This window comes from Sediminibacterium roseum, from assembly GCF_009939005.1.
GTDB lineage: Bacteria > Bacteroidota > Bacteroidia > Chitinophagales > Chitinophagaceae > Sediminibacterium > Sediminibacterium roseum.
This window is the reverse complement of the sequence record NZ_JAACJS010000002.1, coordinates 555,779-581,398: the sequence shown is the minus strand read 5'-3', so window position 1 is coordinate 581,398 and position 25,620 is coordinate 555,779. Positions and strand designations below refer to the sequence as shown.

Annotated in this window: 25 protein-coding genes; 9 read left to right on the top strand and 16 right to left on the bottom strand. The window is 48.6% G+C overall.

The window, feature by feature from the left end:
• Positions 1-2 precede the first annotated feature (2 nt).
• A complete protein-coding gene (gene rfbC, locus GWC95_RS02510) occupies positions 3-560 on the bottom strand; it encodes a dTDP-4-dehydrorhamnose 3,5-epimerase (protein ID WP_161817088.1) in 558 nt (185 codons plus the stop codon).
• Between the two features lie 4 nt (positions 561-564).
• On the bottom strand, positions 565-1,620 hold the full coding sequence (rfbB, locus tag GWC95_RS02505; protein ID WP_161817087.1) for a dTDP-glucose 4,6-dehydratase: 1,056 nt from the start codon (positions 1,618-1,620) through the stop codon (positions 565-567).
• Positions 1,621-1,772: 152 nt separating this feature from the next.
• Between rfbB and GWC95_RS02500 the strand changes: the two genes are divergently transcribed.
• Positions 1,773-2,924 (top strand): acyltransferase family protein, encoded by a 1,152-nt coding sequence (locus tag GWC95_RS02500; RefSeq protein WP_161817086.1) that lies wholly within the window; start codon positions 1,773-1,775, stop codon positions 2,922-2,924.
• 15 nt (positions 2,925-2,939) lie between these two features.
• Here the strand turns inward: GWC95_RS02500 and GWC95_RS02495 are convergent, their stop codons facing one another.
• The 8 genes from GWC95_RS02495 to GWC95_RS02460 all read right to left on the bottom strand — a co-directional run bounded on the left by GWC95_RS02495 (position 2,940) and on the right by GWC95_RS02460 (position 10,935).
• Positions 2,940-3,401 (bottom strand): acyltransferase, encoded by a 462-nt coding sequence (locus GWC95_RS02495; RefSeq protein WP_161817085.1) that lies wholly within the window; start codon positions 3,399-3,401, stop codon positions 2,940-2,942.
• Between the two features lie 129 nt (positions 3,402-3,530).
• Entirely contained in the window at positions 3,531-4,538 is a 1,008-nt protein-coding gene (locus GWC95_RS02490; RefSeq protein ID WP_161817084.1) for a Gfo/Idh/MocA family protein, read from the bottom strand.
• Between the two features lie 9 nt (positions 4,539-4,547).
• The gene (locus GWC95_RS02485) at positions 4,548-5,264 is read right to left on the bottom strand and encodes a nucleotidyltransferase family protein (protein ID WP_161817083.1); all 717 of its coding nucleotides are present in this window, start codon (positions 5,262-5,264) and stop codon (positions 4,548-4,550) included.
• A 2-nt stretch (positions 5,265-5,266) separates the two neighbouring features.
• Positions 5,267-6,712: a RapZ C-terminal domain-containing protein gene (locus GWC95_RS02480; RefSeq protein ID WP_161817082.1), complete on the bottom strand. Its 1,446-nt coding sequence runs from the start codon at positions 6,710-6,712 to the stop codon at positions 5,267-5,269.
• A gap of 63 nt (positions 6,713-6,775) precedes the next feature.
• Positions 6,776-8,206 carry an APC family permease gene (locus GWC95_RS02475; RefSeq protein WP_161817081.1) on the bottom strand — a complete coding sequence of 477 codons (1,431 nt, stop codon included), beginning with the start codon at positions 8,204-8,206 and terminating at the stop codon, positions 6,776-6,778.
• Between the two features lie 95 nt (positions 8,207-8,301).
• A complete protein-coding gene (locus GWC95_RS02470; RefSeq protein ID WP_161817080.1) occupies positions 8,302-8,991 on the bottom strand; it encodes an aspartate/glutamate racemase family protein in 690 nt (229 codons plus the stop codon).
• Positions 8,992-9,059: 68 nt separating this feature from the next.
• Positions 9,060-10,139 carry a PA0069 family radical SAM protein gene (locus tag GWC95_RS02465; protein WP_317164069.1) on the bottom strand — a complete coding sequence of 360 codons (1,080 nt, stop codon included), beginning with the start codon at positions 10,137-10,139 and terminating at the stop codon, positions 9,060-9,062.
• A 154-nt stretch (positions 10,140-10,293) separates the two neighbouring features.
• Positions 10,294-10,935 carry a 2'-5' RNA ligase family protein gene (locus tag GWC95_RS02460; protein ID WP_237722039.1) on the bottom strand — a complete coding sequence of 214 codons (642 nt, stop codon included), beginning with the start codon at positions 10,933-10,935 and terminating at the stop codon, positions 10,294-10,296.
• 211 nt (positions 10,936-11,146) lie between these two features.
• Here GWC95_RS02460 and GWC95_RS02455 point away from each other — a divergent pair, with 211 nt between their 5' ends.
• Entirely contained in the window at positions 11,147-11,515 is a 369-nt protein-coding gene (locus GWC95_RS02455; protein ID WP_161817078.1) for a LexA family protein, read from the top strand.
• Between the two features lie 8 nt (positions 11,516-11,523).
• Here the strand turns inward: GWC95_RS02455 and GWC95_RS02450 are convergent, their stop codons facing one another.
• Positions 11,524-12,063: a DUF4136 domain-containing protein gene (locus GWC95_RS02450; RefSeq protein WP_161817077.1), complete on the bottom strand. Its 540-nt coding sequence runs from the start codon at positions 12,061-12,063 to the stop codon at positions 11,524-11,526.
• Positions 12,064-12,081: 18 nt separating this feature from the next.
• Positions 12,082-12,987, bottom strand: a complete 906-nt coding sequence (locus tag GWC95_RS02445; protein ID WP_161817076.1) for a DUF72 domain-containing protein — start codon at positions 12,985-12,987, stop codon at positions 12,082-12,084.
• 110 nt (positions 12,988-13,097) lie between these two features.
• On the opposite strand from GWC95_RS02445, the gene GWC95_RS02440 reads away from it, so the two are divergent.
• The 7 genes from GWC95_RS02440 (at position 13,098) to GWC95_RS02410 (ending at position 21,783) form a co-directional block, all read left to right on the top strand.
• Complete coding sequence (locus GWC95_RS02440; protein WP_161817075.1) at positions 13,098-14,645, top strand: sulfatase family protein; 1,548 nt, start codon at positions 13,098-13,100, stop codon at positions 14,643-14,645.
• A gap of 102 nt (positions 14,646-14,747) precedes the next feature.
• Entirely contained in the window at positions 14,748-15,326 is a 579-nt protein-coding gene (locus GWC95_RS02435; protein ID WP_161817074.1) for an RNA polymerase sigma factor, read from the top strand.
• A 13-nt stretch (positions 15,327-15,339) separates the two neighbouring features.
• Positions 15,340-15,669, top strand: a complete 330-nt coding sequence (locus GWC95_RS02430; RefSeq protein WP_161817073.1) for a DUF3106 domain-containing protein — start codon at positions 15,340-15,342, stop codon at positions 15,667-15,669.
• Between the two features lie 230 nt (positions 15,670-15,899).
• Positions 15,900-17,093, top strand: a complete 1,194-nt coding sequence (locus GWC95_RS02425; protein ID WP_161817072.1) for a carbamoyl phosphate synthase preATP-grasp domain-containing protein — start codon at positions 15,900-15,902, stop codon at positions 17,091-17,093.
• A gap of 127 nt (positions 17,094-17,220) precedes the next feature.
• A complete protein-coding gene (locus GWC95_RS02420) occupies positions 17,221-19,287 on the top strand; it encodes a ComEC/Rec2 family competence protein (protein ID WP_161817071.1) in 2,067 nt (688 codons plus the stop codon).
• Positions 19,288-19,322: 35 nt separating this feature from the next.
• Positions 19,323-20,816 (top strand): bifunctional phosphoribosylaminoimidazolecarboxamide formyltransferase/IMP cyclohydrolase, encoded by a 1,494-nt coding sequence (purH, locus tag GWC95_RS02415; protein ID WP_161817070.1) that lies wholly within the window; start codon positions 19,323-19,325, stop codon positions 20,814-20,816.
• 43 nt (positions 20,817-20,859) lie between these two features.
• A complete protein-coding gene (locus GWC95_RS02410) occupies positions 20,860-21,783 on the top strand; it encodes a DMT family transporter (RefSeq protein ID WP_161817069.1) in 924 nt (307 codons plus the stop codon).
• On the opposite strand, the gene GWC95_RS02405 is transcribed toward GWC95_RS02410, so the two are convergent.
• The 4 genes from GWC95_RS02405 to GWC95_RS02390 form a co-directional block, all read right to left on the bottom strand.
• On the bottom strand, positions 21,776-23,107 hold the full coding sequence (locus tag GWC95_RS02405) for a polysaccharide deacetylase family protein (protein WP_161817068.1): 1,332 nt from the start codon (positions 23,105-23,107) through the stop codon (positions 21,776-21,778). The two genes, GWC95_RS02410 and GWC95_RS02405, sit on opposite strands and share 8 nt — an antisense overlap.
• Positions 23,108-23,110: 3 nt before the next feature.
• Positions 23,111-23,584, bottom strand: a complete 474-nt coding sequence (locus tag GWC95_RS19870; protein WP_161817067.1) for a toxin-antitoxin system YwqK family antitoxin — start codon at positions 23,582-23,584, stop codon at positions 23,111-23,113.
• Entirely contained in the window at positions 23,563-24,939 is a 1,377-nt protein-coding gene (locus GWC95_RS02395) for a LutB/LldF family L-lactate oxidation iron-sulfur protein (RefSeq protein WP_161817066.1), read from the bottom strand. Before GWC95_RS02395 ends, GWC95_RS19870 begins: the two co-directional genes overlap by 22 nt.
• Before the next feature lie 73 nt (positions 24,940-25,012).
• Positions 25,013-25,597, bottom strand: coding sequence for a DUF3109 family protein (locus GWC95_RS02390; RefSeq protein ID WP_161817065.1), 585 nt, complete (start codon positions 25,595-25,597; stop codon positions 25,013-25,015).
• Positions 25,598-25,620: the final 23 nt, after the last annotated feature.

Here is a 25,620-nt window from a genome sequence, read left to right as displayed (position 1 = left end):
CATTAAAAATTTATGGTCTTTACAGCTTCACCGAACGCAGGCAGCTTTTGATCCTTCGCTGACAAAAGGATCTCATCACTTGAGATCTTCCAGTCGATGTTGAGCGTTTGATCATTGTAAATGATCCCGCCCTCTGAGGAAATATCGTAATAATTGTCACATTTATAAAAAAAAGTTGCCTCTTCACTCAGTGTTACAAAACCGTGTGCAAAACCGCGCGGAACGAACAGCTGTGTACGGCTTTCTTCTGACAGCTCTACCGTAAGGTGCTGGCCGAACGTGGCCGATGCCTTGCGCAGATCCACCACCACATCCAGCACTTTACCCCTGAGCACCCGGACCAGTTTTGCCTGTACCGAAGTACCCGTTTGAAAATGAAGCCCGCGCAATACACCGCGTTGGGAGTGGGATTGGTTGTCCTGCACGAAGTCTACATCCATCCCCGATGCTTCGTAGAATTTTTTCCTGTTGTAACTCTCAAAAAAATAACCGCGTGCATCCCCGAAAAAGGTGTCGTGAATAAGAAAACATCCGTCCAGTATCGTTTTTTCTATGCGCATTTAATTACCTGTTAACATACATCGATTCATAATATTTCTGGTAGGCGCCGGTGGTTACGTGCTGCAGCCATTCGGTATTGGACAGGTACCAATCTATCGTTTCGCTGAGTCCCTGCTCAAAAGTAACGGTTGGTTTCCAGCCAAGTTCTTTGTTGATCTTGGTGGCATCGATTGCGTAACGCCGGTCGTGCCCCGGCCTGTCTTTCACATAGGTGATGAGTTTTTCGCTGTGGCCCTTTTCCCTTCCCAGTTTTTCATCCATCTGTGCGCACAATAGTTTTACGAGGTCGATGTTCTTCCATTCATTGAAACCGCCGATGTTATAGGTCTCGCCATTTTTTCCTTCATGAAAAACAAGATCGATCGCGAGCGCATGGTCCTTTACGTACAGCCAATCGCGTGTATACAATCCATCTCCGTAAACCGGCAATGGTTTTTCTTCTATGATGTTGTGGATGAACAAAGGAATGAGTTTCTCGGGGAAATGAAACGGCCCGTAATTGTTTGAGCAGTTTGAAACAACGGTTTGCAGCTGGTAGGTTTCGTGGTAGGCCCGCACAAAATGATCGGATGCGGCCTTGCTTGCTGAATAAGGGGAGTTGGGATCGTAAGGCGTGGTCTCTGAAAAAAGCCCGCTATCGCCCAGGCTTCCATACACTTCGTCCGTTGAAATATGGTAGAAACGGTGTTTTGAATAATCGTCTTTCCATTTTTTCCGCGCTGTATTCAGGAGGTTTACCGTGCCGATGATATTGGTGTATACAAAATCCAGTGGTGAAACGATCGACCTGTCTACATGCGATTCGGCAGCAAGGTGTATCACATCCGTGATGGAATATTCATCAAACACTTTTTCGATCGCTTCCGTATCGAGGATATTGGCTTTGGCAAAATGATAGTTGGGGTTTGCATCTACATCAGCCAGGTTTTCGAGGTTGCCCGCGTAGGTAAGGGCATCCAGGTTTACGATCGTATAATCCGGGTATTTGTTTACAAAAAGCCGTACTACGTGCGAACCGATAAAACCCGCACCGCCGGTGATCATTATATTTTTGCGCATGAAAACAATAAAATTATTGGACTACAAAATAACGATAAACCCGGTTGCGGGAGAAATTCGTTGCCGGAGCCGAAAGAAACCCTGAAACAGCATACAGGTTTTTGCCGGTTTCTTGTACCTTGTTGCCCGTATTCCTGTTAAACCCAACTACCATGAACCAACGCTACTATTCGCTGGATGTTTTCCGGGGCGCCACCGTTGCCCTGATGATACTGGTTAACAACCCCGGCAGTTGGTCGCATATTTACGCGCCGCTTGAACACGCTACCTGGCATGGCTGCACGCCAACCGACCTGGTGTTCCCTTTCTTCCTCTTTGCTGTTGGCAATGCGATGGCCTTTGTGATGCCGCGTTTTGAACAGGCGGGGCCCGCTGTATTCTGGAAAAAAGTGATCAAACGTACCGTACTCATTTTTGCCATCGGGCTGCTGCTCAACTGGAGCCCTTTTGTAAGGTGGGATGGAGAGCACATTGCCGGCAAACCGTGGGCAAACGTTCGCATCTTCGGCGTGCTGCAACGCATAGCGCTCTGTTATTTCTTCGCTTCGGTAATCGTGTATTATGCAAAGGCAAAAGGCGCATTTGTGATCAGCGCAGTGCTGCTGCTCGCCTATTGGTTCATCTGCCTGGTGGCAGGCGCGCCGGGTGATCCGTATAGTTTATCCGGGTGGTTCGGCACACCGGTTGATCTGAAGATCATAGGCCTTACCCATATTTACAAAGGCGAAGGCGTTCCGTTCGATCCCGAGGGGCCGATGAGTACCATGGCAGCCGTGGTGCAGGTGATCTTTGGTTTTTTTGTAGGACAATACGTTCAGCAAAAAGGCAAGACCTATGAAATGCTGTCCAATCTTTTTGTAGCAGGACTGGTGTTGTTTTTCACAGGCTATTGCTGGGATATGGTTTTCCCTGTGAACAAAAAAATATGGACGAGCAGTTATGTACTTTATACCACCGGCCTGGCCATCATGATACTCGGCACATTGATCTATCTCATCGAATTCAAAGGAAAAAAAGGAAAATGGAGCCGCTTCTTCGATGTGTTTGGAAAAAACCCGCTGTTCATTTTTGTATTGAGCGGATTCCTGCCCAGGTTAACCGCAATGTTCCGATGGGTTGATCATGTTACGCCCGAAGGTAAAAAAGTATACACCTCTTTCTTCCCCTGGTTCTATGAACATGTGTGCAAGAATATCGCCACCGATCTACGTATCGGTTCGCTGTTCTATGCACTCTGCATGATCACGTTTTTCTGGCTGATCGTGTATATTCTTGATAAGAAAAAGATCTACGTTAAGGTATAACGCAGGGAGCAGAGATTATTTCTCCTGACCGATCTTTTTTGCGGGATTGCCTGCGTAAACACCAGGCTCTGTAATATTCCTGGTAACCACTGCACCTGCGCCGATCACCACATGATCGCATATGGAAACAGGCAACAGTGTGGCATTGCTGCCGATGGAAACATGATCGCCGATCTTTGTCGGCTTCCATAAATCCCTGTTACCCGAAGGTTCTCCATTTGGGAAGGTATCGTTTACAAACATTACACCGTGGCCGATGAAACAATGATGGCCGATGGTAACCAGTTCGCAAATAAAGCTGTGTGACTGTATCTTACAATGATCGCCGATCAACACCCCTTTTTGTATCTCCACAAATGGCCCGATAAAACAGTCGTTGCCGATGGTGCATTCATACAGGTTGCAGGGCTCAACCACCCGCACATTCTTTCCAAATGCAACGTCGCGGATGGTGGAGGTGGTAGATTGGAAGGGCATAATCGGTTTTGTGCTCGTGAATCGTGGTTACGGGAATCAGGCATCCCGTGTTATGCTAATATACGGGATGGATGTTTGTAAACGTTTAAAAAAGTCGGTATCCGTGTTCGCGCAACCACAACGAGCCGTTCATGCACCCCGCGCCGCCTCGTAGATGCGTTCAATGATCTCCACCGTTTTCGTTCCTTCGTATGCGGATGCGTAGAACGCTTTTCCGTTGCGGAGCGTTTCAACAAGATTGGCGTATACCTGGTGGTGATTGCTCATCGATCCTTTGTATGCGCCGTAATCGTTGGCCGCCGTATCACCGGGAATCATTGCGGGTTCGTAGTTTTCAAATTCCGCGAACTCGAGGGTATTGAGGTATTCGCCGCCAATTTTAGCTGTGCCTTTCTCGCCAAGAATGGTAAGCGATCCTTCGTAATTTTTTTTGAAACCGTTGATCGAAAAATGAATGGTTCCAATGATGCCGTTTTCAAACACAAGCGCCACCGCACCGCAATCTTCAAAATCGATCGCATCGTGCGCCGCATTTGCCGTAATGGCTTTGACCGTCTTCACTTCTCCAAAAAACCAATACAGGAGGTCAATAAAATGACTGAACTGCGTATACAAAATGCCTCCATCCATTTCCTTGTTCCCATGCCATGGATGTTCGTAATACGCTGGCGGGCGGTTCCACAAACAACTGAGTTGAATGGAAGAGATCTTTCCAAAAGCATTCGCATCGAGCGCATTTTTTATTGCGAGGACGGGCGGATTGAATCGGTTTTGAACCACGGGAAAGATGCTCCTGCCTGCAAGCCGGGCCGACTGCATCATGATGTCGCAATCTTCCATCGTGAGCGACATCGGCTTTTCTACCAGTACATGGTGTTTCGCGTGCAGGCTGCGTATCGTGTGCTCCGCGTGCAGGCCGTTGGGCGTACATACGGCAACCACATCAACCGCCGTTTCTTTCTCCAGCAGGTCTTCGATTGAATAGTAAGGCGTGGCGCCGTATTCTTTTGCCAGTGCATCGGCGCGGTCCGGAATGGTATCGCAAACGGCAACCAGGTTACCATATACGCGCATCTGCCTCGCATGGCGCTGGGCTATTTGTCCGCAGCCGATGATTGCAAAATGTATTGTCTCCATCTGGAAAAATCAGGGGAATAGAATAGCTGCTTTTTCAATGCTCTCCGGTTTGCCCACATCGATCAGTTTACAACCGGTATGGTCGTAAGAGGAGATGATATGGTTCTTCGCCAGGTCAAGGTAAACATCTACCATTGAAAACTTGCCTTGCTGGCTGATCATTTCCAGAAGCGATGTATCGATCACATGTATACCGCTGAATGCTTTCTGTGTAAGGGCCGCTGCGCTTCGCACGATCTTTTCCTCGCCTGTTTTTACATTGCGCCAGCCGCTTAACACATTCTGTTCATCGAACAAAAAATAACGGGATGTTTCGCGGTTGCTCACCGCAAGGGTGGCGAGTGCATTCTGCCGGTTGTGCCGGGCGATCATGTCGGTAAGGTTCATATCGGTAAGAATGTCGGCATTCATTACAACGAATTGTTCCGTACCGTTAAAATACCAGCCTGCTTTTTGCAACCCGCCGCCTGTTTCAAGCACTTCTTCCGTTTCGTCTGAAATAGTGATGGATGAGCCCCATCCTTTGTTCTCATTAACCGCATCGATGATCTGCTTCGCAAAATGGTGCACATTAACGATCACCTCCGTAATACCGTGTTGTTGTAAATACGCCACGTTCCGCTGCAGCAAACTCTTTCCATTCACCATTGCCAAAGCCTTGGGGTGGTTGTCGGTCCACGGTTTCAGCCGCGAGCCAAGTCCTGCTGCGAAGATCATTCCCTTCATAATTACAGTGTGGTTTTCCAGTTGGCCGTGTTGGTGTGTTCGAGGTTTACTTTCAGGTTGTATTTATTGCGCAGGTGCCTCGCCGTTTGTTCGGCAGCATACACGCTTCTGTGCTGGCCGCCTGTGCAGCCGAAATTGATCATCAGGTTACTGAATCCTCTTTTCAAATATTCTTCTACGGTAATGTCTATCAGGTCCCACACACTGTTCAGAAATTCGTTCATGCGTGTGCGCTGTTCCAGAAAATCCTGCACGCTTTTGTCTTTGCCGCTGAGTGTTTTGTATTCATCAAAGCGGCCGGGGTTTAAAATGCCGCGCATGTCAAACACAAATCCGCCGCCATTCTCGCTGCAGTCTGATGGAATGCCCACTTTGTAACTGAAGCTGTTGATGGTTACCACCAATGGTGTGTTCGCATCTGCCCGCATCGGTTCAAAACGTTTGATCATATCGTCGGCCACAACCAGCCGCAGCACCCGGTCAAATTCTGGTGTTACGATCCCTATGCGTTTGTGTTCGATAAAAAATTTCAGGTTCCGCAATGCAAGCGGGATGCTCGCAAGGAAATGCGCTTTCCGCTCGAACAATCCCCGGAAACCATAAGCGCCCATTACCTGCAGCAAACGGATCAGTACATACCCGTTGTACTGGCTCACAAACGTGATCCGGTCTACCGGCTTCTGCAGCAAAGCATCTACCTGGTCCATGTAATATTCAAGCAAAGAATCTTTCCATTCTTCGCTCAGCTCTGCTTTGGCCTGCCAGAGCAGCGATGCCACATCGTATTGCAGCGCGCCTTTCATACCGCCCTGGTAATCGATGAAGTTTACTTCGTCGTTTTTAACGATGATGTTCCGGCTCTGGAAATCGCGGAACATGAAATATTTGTTCTCTGTACGCGTAAGGTAGGTACTCAATGCATCAAAATCTTCGAGCATCGCCTGTTTATCGTATGGAAGTTGAAGCGTATCGAGAAAATAGTATTTGAAATAAAGAAGATCACTCAGGATGGCCTGTTTACCGAATTCCTTTGCGGTGAGCGACCAATCATAATCCAGTCCCTTATCGCCCAGGATCTGAACCCGCGCCAGTTGCGCCAAACTTTTCTGGAACAATCCATACGCGTAATCGCCGTGGCCGTGTTGTTCGAGTTTATTGAGCAATGATTCGGTGCCGAGGTCCTGCTGTATATAGATGGTATCATCCGCATTCACCGCGAGGATCTGCGGAACCGGTAACCCTGCATTTACAAAATGCCTGCTGAAATAAACAAAGGTTTGCGTTTCGCGCTGGTTGAGGTTGTAGGTGGCGATGAATGTTTCATCACCCGAATAAATACGGAAATAGATGCGGTCGCTCCCGCTCTGTGGCAGTTTCTCGATGCGGGTTGGCGATGGGTGCCCGATCGATTCGAATAATTTTCCAATGGCTTCTATCACTGCCTCCATGTTTCTTACTGGTTTGTGGGCGAAAATAGGTCACAGATCCCACAGATCGGCACAGAAACCACGTTAATCTGGTAAAACCGGGGCATTCTTCTTTCCCGAAAAAAGGTATACCGGGATGCCGATGCAGGTTATAAGGATCCCGAGCAATGCATTGATCACCGGGGTGAGGTCCTGCCTGTAGTTCTGAATATCGTTCACCAGAGTGGTGCCCAGGAAAAACGCGGTGAACGCAACAAAAACAACCGGTACAACCGGGTAGCCCGATACCCTGTACGCACGTGGCGTGTCTTTCATTTTTTTGCGGAGGATGAGAACGCCCAATGCGCTCATGCCATAAAAAAACCAGCTTACAAAAATAAGCATATCGGTAAGCATATCAAAAGAGCCGCTCAATATGAGTACCACCGTCCATGCAGCATTGAGCCACAAGGCGTTTCCCGGCGTATTGTAGTTGGGGTGTACTTTACCGGCCCACCTGAACATACGGTTGTCTTTGCCCATCGCAAAAGTTACACGTGCGGTGGCCAGCACGTTGGCGTTGGTGGTGCCTGCGGTTGAAAGGATCACGATCAGCGCGATGATGCTCCCGCCCAGCGTTCCCCAGGCAACCAGGGCAGCATCGGATGCCACAAAGGAGGATGAAGCAAGTGCATCGATGGGCAGCGCGTATATATAAACAAGATTGATGGAGGCGTAGATAAAAATGCAGAACAACAACCCCGCGAACAGGCTTTTCGGAATGTTTTTCTGGGGTTCTTTGATCTCGCCTGCAACGAAAGTGATGTTGTTCCATCCATCGTATGCCCAGAAAGCGCCTGCGATCGCGGCCATGTATGCGGCCACCAGCTTCCAGCCATGCGGAGCAGAAGGAAGTGTTTGGGAAAGATGCTGCATGGATCCTTTGCCCGATCCAAAAACACCGGCAACCAGTAAAACGATCGCGACTACTTTGAGCAGTGTGAGTATCCGTTGCAGCCTGCTTCCATACTGAACGCTGCGGTAGCTGATGAAAGTGAGTACGAGAATGATGAGTATGGTCAATGTCTTTACCCCAAAATTCTCAAGCGGAAAAAGATCGCCGATGTAAGGCAGGTGTATCACCCAGGAATGTTCAACCGAAACGCTAAACCGTGGAAGCGCCACAAAATAATTGGTGTATTGCGAACACACATAGGCGATCGAGGCATTGCCACCCGTGTTAAAAACCGCGAATGCGGCCCACCCGTATAAAAAAGCAAAACCTTTTCCATAGATCTTTTGAAAGAACACAAACTGCCCGCCTGTTTGCGGAAACATGGAAGCGAGCTCGGCGTTAGACAATGCGCCGAACAGGGTGATCAATCCGGCAACCACCCATACGCTCAGCAGCAACACAGGCGAGCCCAATTGAGAGGCCATCAGCGCCGGTTTCATGAAAATACCAGAACCGATCACGCCGCCGATAACGATGGCGATGGTGGTTTGCAGCGACAGGGTGCGTTTGAAAGCCGTCATGTTGGTTTAGCCGCGATGTGTTCCCGGGCTTTTGTTGCTGAATATAAACCATAACGGCGACTATTCTTTTTTGCAACCCCAAAAAGTGATGGATACTACTGCAATGCAAAATCCACGGCAGCGGTTGCGTGGATCAGCGTAGTATCAAACACAGGAATATTGCAATCAGACGGCTGCAGCAAAATAGGAATCTCGGTGCATCCGAAGATCACGCCCTGTGCGCCCTTACTGGCCAGGCCGTCGATGATCGCGAGGAAACGCTGTTTGGCCTCAGCCGTAAAGATGCCTTTCCCGAATTCATTGTAGATGGCGCTGTTGATGTAATCGATATCCTCCTGTTCAGGAATAAGGGCCGTGATGCCCTGGTCTGCCAATTTGTTGCGGTAAAAATCCTGCTGCATCACATACTTTGTACCCAACAACCCAACGGTGCTGATGTTTTTTTGTTTGATGGCATCCGCTGTAACAACAGCTACGTGTATGAGTGGAATTGATACGGCAGACTGTACCCGATCAGCTATCTTATGCATCGTGTTCGCGCCAATGAGCAGGCAATCCGCTCCAAAAAGTTCTAAACGCTTTGCCGCATCCGAACAAAGTTCTGCAAGACCCTCCCAATCGCCCACCTCGGTTAAACGCTTGATGTCTGCGAAGTTGACCGAGAACACGATCACTTTCGCAGCGTTCACGCCACCGAGCCTGTCGTTAACGATCTGGTTCAAGAACCGATAATATTCTACGGTGGATAACCAGGAGATGCCGCCGATGATGCCGATTGTTTTCATGAGGCAAAGATATAAAAGAGTTTACCTGGTGATGGCCAGGAAAAAATCAAATAAAAAACTGCACTACGCTAAAACAATCTGCCCTGCTCACCCGGTCTTCTGAATTTGCTGCAATCCAGCTCCCATCGCTCATCGTTCAGCCTGTAGATCTTGTTATACTTCTTATACTGTTGCCGCACCAGGTCCGATATGGGCCCTTCGCCACGCATGCGCACCCCGTAGCGGCTGTCGTTCACTTTACCGCCATGCGCATTTTCGATCAGGTGCCATACTTTGTCTGCCCGGTCGGGAAAATTCTTGTACAGCCAATCGTGGAAGATGAGTTTGATCGCACCGTTGAGCCGTATGAAAGTGTATGCGCTGAAGGTTGCGCCGTTCTCGCTGGCGGCTTCCATGATGCGTTGCATTTCGTGCTCATTGAGCCCGGGTATCATCGGCCCGAGCATTACGCCGGCGCGGATGCCCGCGCTGCTCAGCTCATTGATCACCCGCAGCCTTTGCCTGGCCGTTGTGGTGCGCGGCTCCATCGCGCGGCGCAGGTCTTCGTTGAAAGAGGTGATGCTCACCAGTACGCTTACCAGGTTTTTCTTCGCCATCTCCTGCAGTAAATCTTTGTCGCGAAGGATGCCCGCATTCTTGGTGATCATACCAACCGGCTGGTTGAATTCATTACACACTTCAAGCATGCGTTTGGTGAGCTCGAATTTTTTCTCGGCCGGTTGATAGCAGTCCGTATTACCGCTCAATCCAATGGGCACACACTCCCAGTTCCGGTTCATCAGGAACTTACGAAGCAGTTCCGGCGCGTTTTTTTTGACAATGATCTTGCGCTCAAAATCAAGTCCCGCACTGTAACCCCAGTATTCATGCACATTACGGGCATAGCAGTAAATACAACCGTGTTCGCAACCCTGGTAAGGGTTCATGCTGTACATCATGCCCACATCAGGGCTGTCCACTTTGTTTACAATGCTTTTGGCATGGTCCTCGAGATATACGGTGGCAGCATTCGGCTCCGACCAATCGTCGATGCTCTCGATCTCTGATCTTATTTTCTCATTTTTTAAGAACCGGTTCTTCGGGTTGAATTGTGCACCCCTTCCCTTGAGATAGGTATTTGGATCTTCATTAAGCTGTTCTTCTTCCACAAAATATTTTTTGCGCAACCTGCCGCTTCCTGCTATAACGATAAGACCGCGATGGGTTAACGGTTAATTTAATTCGATTTTATTTTTACGCACAAACCGCCGTATCGATCCGGGCTGGCGATTTATAGGTGATCGATCGCTTATCACCCTCATACTAACTCCTCTCTTTACGCAGCGTTGTGGCCCCGGGCGTGAGTAAAAAAAACAATTCCCCTTGCACCACTGTCTCTTTCTCATTCAACAAGCCGAACCGCCTCACTACCTCAAACCTTTTCTCTCCATCGCGCTTTCGCAACAGCAGCAGGTGTTCTGCCATGAATTTTCCGCTGAAATGTGTGTTGCTCATTTCGAGCCATCCTTTTTCGTATTGCCAGGGCAGTAGCTTGTTTGCAATACCGATATGTGGTTCGGTGATGAAATGGGGTTTCCGCTCCTTGTCTATTTTTAACAGGTGCTGTATCGGCCGCAACGCCTTCACCAGCTCCACGATCTGCGTTTTGGTGACCACATTCAAAAAGATACTGTGCGTAGGGTAACTCTCAAACCCATTCACTTCCACCAAAAAAGACGGGTGCCCGCGCGCAATCAACTCGAGGCGGTGCACTATTTTCTGCTCAAGCATTTCATACTGCTCAAAACGCGCAAGCGTGATATTGGGCGTTCCCGTTGCAGCTGCGGGACAATCATATTGCCCTGCAAATTTTTTCTTCACCTTACTGATTTCATCACACAAAGCCGCATGCGGTTCTATCACAAGTAAATAATCGGCGGTTGCGTAATCTGCTAGCATTTCCATCTGTGTTGGTTTATCACATGGTTCAGGGCATCGGCCCAAATACGTTTCCTGCCGGCTGCTGTCGAAAGGGTGTTCCCTTCTCAACAACAAAAGCTGGTTTACTGCAAACGATGCATTAAATCTTTACCCTGTTTCCATAAGAATATTTTACAGGGATAATTATTTTAGCATAAATTTACTAAATAATTTAGCACAGCAAAATTTAATTTTTATGGACGGACAACAATGGTATGGAGCATACTCAGGATCGGATGATTACATGGAGCGAAGCATCGATCTCAACGAACAACTCATCCGCAACCGCCCCGCTACTTTTTTCTTCCGCATGAACAGCGATGCGATGATCGATGCAGGTATTCACAGCGGCGACATACTCATTGTTGACCGAAGCATCAAGGCCGTAAGCGGAAAAATAATTGTAGCGGTGATCAATGGCGAACTGCTGGTGCGGAAACTGCAAACACACATCAGGGGTGTAACACTTATTGCGGAGAACAAGAGATACGGCAACATCCAGGTAGACGAATTCAGCAGCTATGTGGCATGGGGCGTAGTCGTTTACGCGATCCATGGGTTCTGAAGGCGGGTTCAAGGCAGTTTCGCGAACAATTTCCTCACGCCCGCTGTGGCATCACGCTGCGCGTTTGAATTTTTACTGGATACTACGCCTTGTATCGCTCCCGTCCAAACCAGTTTATTCCTGAGCGCATCAACAAGATGAACCGTAACGGTTCCCTCGCAGTAATGGCCAATGGGAATCTCTTCTGATTTCCAGGAATAGTTTCTTTGTCCCATGTACCGCGGCGCCCCATCCGTAGCCCAGTCTGTGGTGCGTGTCTGCACTTTTTCACTTACCTGCACACCGATGTTTACAAGCAGGTCGGGATTGTTTTCTGCGTGCACATAACCGCGCTGCACAAGCGCTGCAGCGATGGCTTCTTTCAGCATTGCGATGCGCTCGTTGAATACGCTGCTGTTGGTATCGCCGGTTGCATCTACCTTGTAGAAGCCAAAGGTTTTGTATTGTTTGAGATCGACATTGTCTGCAAGCGCTGTGTCCAGCACCTTGATACCCGAACAGGCGCAAACCGTTGCGGCAACCAGTATTGCCAGTATGTATTTTTTCATAGGATGCAATTGTATTGTTTAAAACAAAGTTGCGTCCTCAATGAATTTTGGTTTGGTAAGATGCAGTCCGCAAGCGGCATTGAGCTTGTCAACAAGATAAACAGTAAGTTCCGGCGATTTGGCCTCATCGTGCATGTGCATGAAAAAATACAATTCTTCCATACCCTTGCCCAGCCAGTACTTCATGCGTGCCACCCATTCGTCTATGCGCGTATAATCGGTTCCATGCAAACTGTTGCCCACGTACCTGATGAATGTTTTGGGCAACGTGAGGTGCATGTGCGCGCAGTCGCGCCTCCCGCTTGTATCCGTGATCACGAATCCCATGTTGATGGACCGGAGCATTTCAACCGTTTCTTCCATCACTTCTTTTTTTGCAAACCAGTCGGGGTGCCGCACTTCTAAAAAGAACTGCATATCGGTTGGCAGCGAACGGAGAAAAGAGAACAACTCTTCTTTTCTTTTGGGAGAGAACGCATCACTAACCTGTACAAAAACAGGACCAAGGTGTTTGCCAAAAGCAATGATACCGCGCAGGAACTCAGAGGTGATGAAATCCTTACCCGTAAGGTTGCCGCGGTGCGTAACGCCCTGGTACATTTTCGGGCAGAATTTAAAATCCATATCCCCGGCCCTGGCCGCCCATTTTTCAATACCGGATGCGCCATAGATCTTGTAATGCGTTGCATTCAGTTCTATGCTGTTGTAATGTTTTACATAATGCTCCAGGAAATCTTTTTCTTTTGTTTTGGGCGGATAGATCTTCCCCACCCATTCCGTTCTGCCCCATTTGGCGCAGCCAACGTATACTTTCGGATCTTTTGCTTTCCTGCCCGTCAACACCAGTTTATTCGATGCCGGTTCTTTCGGTAACGAAAAATCAATCTGGTCAAGCTCAGATACAGGTACGCGTCCGAATTCCATGGGTTGTTTTTTAAGGAGGATAAAGTTACGTAATTTGAGTGAGGAGTTGAGCGTGGCAGTTGTTGGTTGCCGGTGTGGTTGCGGACGATTATCCATTACATTTTGATCGCATGAAACGAGTTTTCCTTTGCCTGTTTTTCCCGGTATTTGCTTTTTCGCAGCAACGTGCGAATATCATATACATCATGAGTGACGACCATGATGCCAGTGCCATCAGTGCGTACAACAAAACGCTGGTAAGCACACCCAATATAGACAGGATCGCAAACGAGGGCATTTTGTTCAACCGATCCTTTGTGGGAAATTCTATTTGCGGGCCGGCGCGTGCCACCATTCTTACCGGGCTGCATTCGCACAAAAATGGTTTTACAGACAACCGCTCCAGGTTCGATGGTTCGCAGGTAACCGTTCCCAAACTGTTGCAGCAGGCGGGTTACCAAACAGCGGTGGTGGGTAAATGGCATCTTTCTACGTATCCAACAGGTTTTGATTTCTGGAACATCGTTCCCGGCCAGGGACAATATTTTGAACCGGCGATGATCAGTATGAAAGGCGATACATCGAGGTACCATGGCTATGGCACCGATGTGATCACTGATGAAGCGCTGGGATGGCTCAGAAACAAACGCGACAGCACAAAACCTTTTTTCCTGATGCTGCATCACAAGGCGCCGCACCGTTATTTCTTTCCTCCCTTGAAATACATCCAGCAATACCATACCAAAACATTTCCCGAGCCGGCCAGCCTGTACATCGATACCGCGGGTCGCGGCGCTGCGTGGCGCCTGCAAACGATGAGCATATTGCCCGATATGAAATTATCGAGCGATCTGAAAGTGGATCCGGCCTATTTAATGGACATCCCCTGGCTCAAACCCGATTCTGCGGAGATCGCTTATTACAGGGCCATCATCAACCGCATACCCGCACCGGAAAGAAAACAGATCGTTGAGATCTATAAAGAACGCGGCGAACTGATACAAAAGCTCCGCCCGCAGGGCAAAGCATTGCTGAAACTGAAATACCAATGGTACATGCAGGATTACCTCGCCTGTGTAGCCTCGGTTGACGAGAACGTAGGAAGGGTGCTCGATTACCTCGATGCCAGCGGCCTTGCCAGAAACACGCTGGTGATCTATACTTCCGACCAGGGTTTTTACCTGGGACAGAACGGTTGGTTCGACAAACGATGGATGTACGATGTGTCTATGCGCTCACCATTGCTGGCCAGGTGGCCGGGCCATATCAAACCGGGAACCAAAACAAATACGATGGTTCAGAACATTGATTATGCCCCTACTTTCCTGGATGTTGCGGGTGTAAAGATCCCCGCCGCTATGCAGGGATTGAGTTTGAAGGGCGTACTGCAGGACCCTGCCCAAACACTGCCGCGCAACAGCCTGTACTACCATTTTTACGAATACAAGGCGGATCATACGGTGTTGCAACATGTGGGCGTGCGTACGGACCGGTACAAGCTTTTGTATTTCTATACCGTAAATGAGTGGCAGTTGTTTGACCTGCAGAAAGACAAGGCGGAACTCAACAACCTTGTCGGTGACCGGTCGTATCAAAAAATATTTGCAGACATGAAGAAGGAATTGCTGCGCCTGAGAGACGTATACGATGATCACGAAGCGGCAGGTGAATTGCGGTAACGATCGCGGTAACACGTCCGTAGCCGCCGGTTGCCGGCCGGGTTGCGACAAATTTTTCCCACCGTTAAAATATTATCTTTCCGTCCTCGTCTACCTTTTTACATGAACGAGGCACTGACGATACCGTCTGAAATGGCAGAAACCCGTAAAAGCAATGTTACCGAGGTGATCAACACGTATAGCAAGCGGTTGATGGGCTTTATACGCAAACGGGTGAGCAATGAGGCCGATGCCGAAGACATTCTGCAGGATGTTTTTTACCAGTTCATCGGAAACACCAAACCCATAGAGCAGCTTACGGCTTGGCTGTTCACGGTTACCCGCAACAAGATCACCGACAAGCAGCGCAAGCACAAACCGGAGCTGCTGGAGGATATGTATGCGGATGGGGATGGAGAAACTTCATTCGACTGGGCCGATCTTTTTTACGACAGTTCCAACAACCCCGAAACAGAGTACCTCCGCAATATTTTCTGGGAGGCGTTGCATGCCGCGCTCAACGAGTTACCGGTGCCGCAGCGGGATGTTTTTATACTGAACGAGATAGAGGGCGTGCCTTTTAAAACCATTGCCGAACAGACCGGCGAAACCATTAACACCCTACTCAGCCGCAAACGCTATGCAGTACTGCATTTGAGAGAACGTTTGAGCGTACTGCGCGAAGAGTTATTAAATAATTGATAAAACAACGAACATGAAATTCTGGATCAAAAAAATCATCGGCTTTATTCTCTGCTTTTTGCTGATAGCCGCATTGCTAAGCTGGATCGTGATGAGTTTGTGGAACTGTGTGCTGGTAGCCGTGCTGGGCGTATCGGTGATCAGTTTCTGGCAGGCCGCGGGTATCCTGCTGCTTTCCAAGATCCTTTTCGGCGGCTTCCACAAAAGCGGCCACTGGGGCAGAAAAAGGGAATGGCGCGAAAAATGGGCCGAAAAAATGAAGAACATGAGCCCCGAGGAAAGGGAAAAGATCAAACAGGAATGGAGGAACCGATGCAATATGTGGGGCAAGAAAGAGAGCTGAACGCTGGCGCCAATGAAATTAAAAGGGCAAAGCGGCTGTTTAAGTTCTACAACTTGCAGGCCCTTTGCCCTTTACCGCTTTTTACCAGCGCTGCGCCTAAGCTAATCCCCGTTAGTAAAAAAAAGTAACATCGTCCAAACCCCGCGCCCTTACTGGCTTTCAGAAATTGGGGCAAAAAAAATCCGGGAAATCTGCGCCACAACCCTAATTTTGCGCAATTCCTCGCAGAAATGAACCCTACACTTAATTCCAACGAATCGGTACCATCGCAAAAGAAAAAGATCATTGTTCTGGGCAGTGGCCCCAACAGGATCGGGCAGGGTATTGAGTTCGACTACTGTTGCGTACACGGTTTGCTCGCCATCAAAGAGTGCGGTTTCGAATCCATTATGGTGAACTGTAACCCCGAAACGGTTTCGACCGATTTCGATATGGCCGATAAATTGTATTTCGAGCCGGTTAACTGGGAACACCTCTGGGAGATCATCGAACTGGAAAAACCCGAAGGAGTGATCGTGCAGCTGGGCGGACAAACCGCGCTGAAACTGGCGAAACGTTTGCATGCAAAAGGCGTGAGGATCATCGGGACCTCTTTTGAAGACATGGACATTGCGGAAGACCGCGGCCGTTTCAGCGACCTGCTGAAAGAACTTGAGATCCCTTATCCCGAATACGGAACAGCCACGGATGCAGACGAGGCCATTACCGTTGCCAACCGCGTGGGTTACCCGGTGCTCGTAAGACCGAGCTACGTGATCGGCGGGCAAAGAATGCGGATCGTGATCAACGACGAAGACGTAGAAAAAGCGGTGATCAGCCTGTTGAAACATTTGCCGGGCAACAAGATCCTCATCGACCATTTCCTGGACCGTTGCCAGGAAGCAGAGGTAGATGCCATCTTCGATGGAGAAACCTTTCACATCATGGGAGTGATGGAACACATTGAGCCGGCGGGTATACACAGTGGCGACAGCAACGCGGTATTGCCTGCGTTCAACCTCACACCGCTGGTGATCGAGACCATGAAATATTATTCGGAGAAGATCGCCAGGGCATTGAAGATAAAAGGTTTGATCAATATACAATTTGCAATCAAGAACGATAAAGTGTATGTGATCGAGGCCAATCCAAGGGCATCGCGCACAACACCGTTCATCGCGAAAGCATACCAGATCCCTTACCTCAACATTGCCACCAAAGTAATGCTGGGCGAAGCCAAACTGGCCGATTTCACCCTCGAGAAAAAACTCGAAGGTTATGCGATCAAAGAACCTGTTTTCAGCTTCGAAAAATTCCCGGGTGTAAACAAAGAACTCGGCCCGGAAATGAAAAGCACAGGCGAAGCCATCCGCTTTATCAAAGACCTGAGAGATCCTTACTTCAGAACCCTGTACAAGGAGCGAAGCATGAACCTGAGTAAATAGCAGGATCCGCAACAAACTTATACTTAGTATTTATACCTGGATAGAGAAAGCCACTTCAAATGAAGTGGCTTTTTTATTACGTTGCTGTTTCACAGATCCTGCCCTCACAGGATGCAAAATCCAGTCCATGCAAAAATTCGGTATACCCTTCTGGCGCTCTGTTCCGTTTATACGATTGTTGATTCCTTTGGCAGCAGGCATTGTAGCGGCTTTTTACCTGCGGTTTCCCCTGGCATTTCCCCTGGGCTGTTTACTCGCCGGGGGTTGTTTCTTTCTTTTTTACCGCTTTGTTCCCCCGGTAAAAAAATACAGGTTCGGTTGGGTAAACGGGATAGCCATCAACCTTCTTTTCTTCTCAACCGGATGTTTGCTTATCCATTGCAGGGATCTCAGGAACGATAAAAACTGGATCGGGAACCATGTGGCAAATACGCAGTATTTATCTGTTACGTTAGCGGAACCACCGGTAAGCAAACCCAATTCATTCAAAGCACTCGCCGCAACCGAATCTGTTTTTGTGGGTGGGAATTGGCTGCCTGCGAAAGGAAACATCATTCTCTACTTCAAAAATGACCCGGTATTGGGATATGGATCAAGGATCGTTCTCACCAGGAAGCTCCAGGCAATAACCAGCTCCGGCAACCCGGGCAGTTTTGATTACCGCAGGTATTGCGCGTTCCAGGACATCCATTTCCAGGTTTACCTGCAGCCGGGCGATTACATCAACACAAATACCTTCAGCAAAAACCCGCTCACCGGCATGCTGCTCAATACACGCAACAATGTATTGTCGGTTTTCAGAAAACTTGTGCCCGGCAAAACGGAAACCGGGGTGGCAGAAGCCTTGCTGATCGGCTATCGCGATGACCTGGACAAAGACCTTGTACGTGCCTACAGCAATACGGGCGTGGTTCACATCATCGCCATCAGCGGCCTGCACCTGGGAATGATCTATGGCTTGATGCTGCTAATCCTTAAACCATTGCGCAAATACAAATGGATGCGCTGGGGCAAACCCCTGCTGATCCTTTTTGTGCTGTGGGGATTCAGCCTGCTGGCCGGCGCCGCGGCCTCTATCCTTAGATCGGTAGTGATGTTTTCCTTTATTGTAATCGGCGAAAGCCTTGGCCGCAAAACCAATGTGTACAATACTTTGGCGGCATCTGCCTTTTGCCTGCTGGTCTACGATCCCTATTTTTTCTGGGACGTTGGCTTCCAGTTATCATATACAGCCGTTCTCAGCATCGTGTTGTTTATGAAACCCGTTTACCGCTGGTTTTATTCCAGGAACAAACTCCTCAATGCAATATGGGAACTCAATGCCATCACCATTGCCGCGCAGGTATTGACATTACCCGTGATCCTGTTTTATTTTCACCGGTTCCCCAATCTCTTTCTTTTTACAAATTTTATTGCGGTGCCGTTGTCGGGTTTTATTTTGTATGGAGAATTGATCCTGCTGCTGGTTTGTAAGATCCCGTTTGTAAACGTTTACACCGGCAAACTGGTCTCTCTCCTGATCGGTCTGATGAACACATTCATCGAACGCGCCGACCGTTTGCCCTTTGCAGTTACAGAAAATATACAGGTAAACATCCCGCAAACCATCCTTCTTTATTTTTCGGCCGGGTACATTGCGTGGTGGCTGTTGCGGAGGAAAACAAAGGGCCTGGTTGCCGGGATGTTTTTTTTCGCCGGGTTTATTTTGATCCGCTCCCTCCTTCTCATCCGGCAATCGAACCAGCACAAACTGATCGTATACAACATCCCCAAACGCCGCGCGATCGATGTGATGGTTGGAAAACAATATTCCTTTACCGGCGATGCTGCCGTTGAAGACGATCCTTCTTTGCTGGATCGTGCCCTCCTGCCTGCGAGGATCCTGTACGGTGCCAAAGAACGCGCACCCGCAACAGGCAACCTGGTAAATGGCCATGACCATTCCGTTTTACTGGTTGATCGCGGCTTCAGGCCTGCCGCTGTTGCACAGAAAATTCCGGTAGATGTGATCGTGATCAGCCAAAACCCCGGGATACACATGCACCAGCTGGCGGCTATGTTCGATTGCCGCCGATATATATTCGACAACAGCAATTCATTGTGGAAAATACGTTACTGGAAAAAAGACGCCGACAGCCTACATTTGCGCCACCATACCATTTCGGAGCAGGGCGCTTTTGAAATGGATCTCTGACGACCGTTGCCTCTTATTTTCAATCAACCAATACAATGCAAAAGAAAATTCAATCTGCACTGATCTCCGTTTTTTATAAAGACGGCCTTGAACCCATCGCAAAAAAATTACAGGAACTGGATATCACCATTTATTCTACCGGTGGTACACAGAAATTCCTGGAAGACCTTGGTATTGCCTGTGTTCCGGTGGAAAGTTTAACCTCTTACCCTTCCATTCTCGGCGGACGTGTAAAAACACTTCACCCTGCTGTGTTTGGCGGCATCCTGGGGAGAAGGTACGAGGCGCAGGACCTGGCAGAAATGAAAGAATACAATATCCCTGAAATAGACCTGGTGATCGTGGACCTGTACCCTTTCGAGGAAACACTGCGCACAACCAGCGAAGAAAAACTGATCATTGAAAAGATCGATATCGGCGGTCCATCGATGATCCGCGCGGCGGCAAAAAATTTCAGGGACATTACGGTGATCGCCGCAAAAGACGATTACGCTTCGCTTGAAAAACTGCTGGCAGAACAAAGAGGCGAAACCTCTCTCGAACAGCGAAAAGCCTACGCGGCCAAAGCATTTGAAGTAGTGATGCATTACGATATTGCCATCAGCAATTATTTTAATCCCGCCATGCAGCAGGTATTGCGCTACGGCGAAAACCCGCACCAGTCGGCCGTGTTCCATGGCAACCTCGAAGAATTGTTTACGCAACTGAATGGCAAGGAACTTTCTTACAACAACCTCGTTGATGTGGATGCTGCGGTTCAACTGATCCGTGAATTTGCGGGCGACAAAGGCGCTGTTTTCGGTATCATCAAACACACCAACGTATGTGGCATCGCTTCGCGCGAAACGGTGAAGGCAAGCTGGGATGCAGCGCTGGCCGGTGACCCGGAGAGTGCTTTTGGCGGTGTATTGGTTTGCAATCACGCTATAGACAAGGCAACGGCAGATGCCATCAACGAAATATTCTTTGAAGTGCTGATTGCCCCTTCTTTTAACGCCGATGCGCTCGAAGTGTTGAAAAGCAAAAAGAACCGCATCTTGCTGCAACTGAAAACTTCTGATGTGAAATTAAAGAGTCCGTCAAAATCCCTACTCAACGGAACACTCGAGCAGGGCTCCGACGATGGCAATTTCAGCAAATGGGAAGAAGTAGGCGGAAGGGAAACAACAGATGTAGAAAAAGAAAACCTTGCATTTGCAAACCTTGTGTGCAAACATTTAAAAAGCAATGCCATCGCCCTTGTAAAAAACAAACAGCTGGTGGGTAAGGGTTGCGGGCAAACCAGCCGCATCGATTCACTCCGCCAGGCCATTGAAAAAGCAAAACAATTCAATTTCGATCTTAAAGGCGCCGTGCTTGCTTCAGACGCGTTCTTCCCCTTCAACGATTGCGTGCAGATCGCGCATGCGGCAGGCATTGAAACCTTTATTCAGCCAGGCGGCTCGGTGAGGGACAAAGACAGTGTTGAATATTGCGTGAATAACAATCTTGCGATGGTGATGACCGGCATGAGACATTTCAGACATTGATCCATTTGCAATTGACAACAGCCAGGATCGCAAAGTTTTTCTATTGACAACAAAACAAAAAGCATACATCGCCCTCGCTCTTACCAGCACGGTCTGGGGAACCACATGGGTGGCGAGCAAGATCGGGATACAGCAAGTGCCTGCGTTGGAGATTGCCTCTATCAGGCAATTCATCGCAGGTGTTTTGCTGGTGGGCTTTTACCTGGCAAGAGGCGAGAAACTTCCCACAGGAAAACAATTGTTGTGGCTCACGATGATGGGCGTGCTGCTGTTCGTTTCTGCCAACGGCATTGCCACGCTTTCGTTGAAACACATTCCTAGTGGAATGGGCGCATTGGTTTCGGCGCTGTATCCTTTATCGGTTGTTATCATTGAACGTGTTTTTTTTAAGAATACAAAGATCACCTTCATCACTTTTGCCGGTTTGCTATTGGGCATTGGCGGCATCGCCGTTGTGTTTTACGACAATGCGTTTGCCAACCACAGCGAAGGCTATTTTGCCGGTGTTTGTCTTGCGTTGATCGCCATGCTCAGCTGGAGCATCGGAACAATTGTACTGGCCAGGAGCCGCAATACCATCAATCCCTATTACGCGGCCGGTTGGGAGATGCTGATCAGTTCCATCATCATCATTGGTATGCTTTCTGTTTCGGGTGATGCCATCCCGCTGGCGAAGATACCTGCACAGGCTTGGGGCGCACTGGCCTATCTCATCATTGCAAGCAACATCATCACCTTCATCGCATTTATTTATACGATGAAACACCTGCAGCCGGCGAAAGCTGCACTGTATGCCTACATCAATCCCATCGTTGCCATCTTTACCGGCTCATTGCTGTTGGGCGAAAACATTACATGGAAGATCATCGTGGGTTCTATCATCACACTCGTGGGTGTGTACCTGGTAAACCAGAGTTTGCGAAAACAAAAGGAACTGGCGGCGCAGCAGGCGGCTGATATTATTTAAAGGCTTCCCTGGAAAAGTTCCTGCTGATAAAATCTTCATACATCTCCCGCCAGGCGATCCATTGCGGCTGCTCCGTTAAAAAATGATTGTGAAACAGCGTGATGAATTCTCCATTCACTTTTTTAACCACGTCGTGGTAATATTGAATTTCTTTGCCGGCCTCTCCTGCTGAATAATGCTGGTTAAAAAAAGATGTGGCTTCCATAAAACAGAAAGGGTGGATCACAAGACCCGTTTCCATGTTCCGCTCCAGGTCAAACCAGCGGAAAGGCGCGGCATAGGATGCGCGGAATCCGTTCACGTTTCCATAAGCCATCGAATAATCATCCGTGATACCCGCAGTAATCAACCGGCGGTAGGTATGCGGCACCGTAAAACGAAGGTAGTGGTTGCGCGAGGCGGTTATGGGTTTGCCGGTGATCTCTACCAGTTTATTCAATTCCTTTTCCAGCAGCCACTCGTCTGTTCCGCTCTGCCACGAAGGATGCAACCCTGTATTGTGTTTTGAGGAAAGACGTTTGTAAAGCTCCTGCAGCGGTTTTGAACCGGCATGCAGGTTCTTGTCGTATTCACCCCGTTTTAGGATCGTTAGAAAAAACCAGGTTGGCGTAAGGTTGTATTTTTCGTGAAGCGATTCTATCCAGTCGAAGGTATCGTATGGATCTTGTTTTCTTCCACTGTAAACATTTCCCCTTTCAACAACCTGTTCCAATTTGCTTTGCAAAAGATCCCGGAAAAAACCAAGTATGTTTTTCCATAAAGGTTTGTGGCGGTAGCTGAATGCCTCATCCACATCATAGGTTGGCAGGAAGGAGAATTTTGACCGCTGGATGGCGAATCTCAACTGGCTGCACCGCTCGCGCAATTCATGCTCAAGCAATTTCATCCACTCATTTACCAAAGGAGTATCGAGGAAGGCTTCTTTATAAGCAATACTGTTCACATGGGAATAACGGCCGTACTGGTCCTTCTCGTGCGGAAGGTATTCTTCGTAGCGTGAGAGCAAATAAAAGGCGGCAGAAAAAACATCAAATGGCAGGTCTCCCCCGGTAAGAAAAAACACTTTCTTTTTTTTCCATTCGCCGAAGGTTATTTCCTGCGATCGGATGTTTTCCTGTTCCAGCAAACCGTAAGGAACGATCCACAACGTATTGTTACAGAATTTTTCTTTTGCATAACAGATCTTGACACCCAGGTAAGCGGCGAATTGCTCCCTCGAATCCGTCAATGCAACCAAAGGAAAAAGCTCTTTGAAAATATAACGCATCCGCGCAGTAACCTGCGAAGCATACACCAGTACCGTATCTGTACCTGTCTCTTTCAACTGTTATGGTTTTATAAAGCGGCCATCGCGGTATAAATAGTCCGACTTACCCGTTCCGATGCTGTCGTAGAGTGTTGTTTTCCTGTCGTGCCTCCCGTTGCTGTATACCGTGCGCTCTTTTAGTTTTCCAGTTCTGAAATACCTGCGCAGGCTGTCTACATTGCCGTTGGCGTAATAGATCTGTTCATTGATCTTTCCGTCTGCGAAAAACGAGACCGTCAATCCATCTTCCACATCGTTTTTATAATTGATCTTCTTGGATACCTTCCCGTTTTCAAAGTACATCGTCCAGGTACCGGTTCTTTTTCCATCCAGCAAAAAACCGGTGCCTTCCAGTTTTCCATTGGAATAATATTTTTTGATCTCTTTTTTTTCCTGCGCATCCAGTTGCAGCGTGCATAAAAAAAGCGCCGGAAGAAAAATATGTGTGCGTTTGATAAAGGAATGCATAAAGATCAGTTGTACTTGTCTTTCCACATCTGGTTGAATGTTTTCTGGCTGAAATCAAGATCGCTTCTGTGCGCCGTCCACCCTTTGAAAACCTTGTTTACCACCCAGTTCTTCATTTTGCCCGTACCCATGTTCATCATACCCCTGTTGAGGCTAGCGGTTTTCCATACTTTCCATGCGAGCCGCTCGGCGATGGTGCTTGAGCCCTGTACAACCGCTTCATGACGGTTATCGAGCAACAACTCATGCAGGTTGATCCTGACAGGGCAAACCTCTGTACAATTGCCGCACAGCGATGATGCATAGCTTAAATGTTTGTATTCAGGGATGCCGTTCAGGTGTGGTGTGATCACGGAGCCGATGGGCCCGCTGTAGGTGGTTTCGTACGAATGGCCACCGATATTTTTATAAACGGGGCACGCATTCAAACAGGCGCCGCAGCGGATGCAATACAATGCCTCGCGCGATGTTGGATTGGCAAGCAGGTTGGTGCGGCCGTTGTCGAGCAACACAACATACATTTCTTCCGGCCCGTCCACTTCATTGGGTTGGCGCGGACCCGAAACCAATGTATTGTATACAGTGATCTTCTGCCCGGTACCATAGGTTGCCAGCAGCGGCCAGAACAAAGGAAGATCCTGGATAGACGGGATCATTTTTTCGATCCCCACCACCACGATATGTGTTTTGGGAAACCCGCAACTGAGTCGTGCGTTACCCTCGTTTTCGGTAACGGCGATACCGCCAACATCGGCCACGATAAAATTTGCGCCGGTTACGCCCACTTCGGCCTGCACGTATTTTTCGCGCAGCACCTTTCTTGCAACAAGGGTCAGCTCTTCGGGCGATAACCCTGCCGGCGTGCCCAATTTGTCGGAGAACAAACGTGCCACATCTTCTTTGCTTTTGTGCATAGCGGGTGTAACGATGTGGTAAGGCGCTTCGCCATCGAGCTGCTGGATGTATTCGCCGAGATCTGTTTCAACGCTTTCAATTCCTTTTGATTCGAGGTACTTGTTGAGATGGATCTCTTCGGTAACCATGCTCTTGCTTTTCACGAGTGTTCTGCAATTTTTCGCGTCGCATATTTTACCGATGGCCTCCAGCGCCTGTTCCGAATTTTCGGCCCAGATCACTTTGGCACCGCGTGCGGTGATCTTTCTTTCGAATTCTTCGAGATACCTGTCGAGGTGCTCGATCGCGTCCCATTTCCTGTTCTTCGCTTTCTCCCTTGCCAGCATTACCTTACCGCCAAACTGCGACTTACCTACGGGCACCACCGCATTGTATTTCGCAATGTTGAAATTGATCTTGCGCCGGTGCTCAAGATCCGCCGCTTTGATGGTACTTTTGGCAATGAATGAGGCTGCTGTATCTTTCATATTTTTTTATTCTCGCGTGTTCAAAATCGGATGATTTTTTTGCTGAACCATCCTGCAGTGTAGGCGTGCCCGGTCAACGATCCTTCAAATGCTTCGCGGCCGCCTCCAATGCTTCGTAAAACTCCTCGCCATATTTCCTGATGATGGAATCTTTCAGGAAAATATAGACGGGAACTTTTAACTTCTTGCCCAGGCTGCAGGCCGCTGCACAAAGGTCTTCGCGTGGTTCATAGTTCACGTATTCGATATCGGGATCGCGTTTGCTTTTTTGTATCTTGATGGGAAACAGGTGGCAACTGATGGGCTTTTTCCAGTCCAGTTTCCCGTCGTTATAAGCCTGTTCGATCGCACATTTGATGATGCCCTTCTGGTCCCTGAAACCATACACGCAGATGGCACCATTGATGGTTGGCGTTACCCATCCAAAATCCTTATCGTAAATGTATTTTCCCTGGCGCTCTACTTCCCTGATGCCTTCGGCCGTCATGTAAGGTTTTACCACTTCGTAATGCGCCTTTAATTTCTCCAGTTCCCATTTCTCCATCGGGGCGCCGGCGTCGCCGTCTTCGCAACAACCGCCTTTGCATTTATTGAGATCGCAAACGAACTGTTCTTCCAGTACTTCGTCGCTGATGAGTTTATTGTCGATCGCTATCATTGATTCTGTTTCTTATCGTTGTT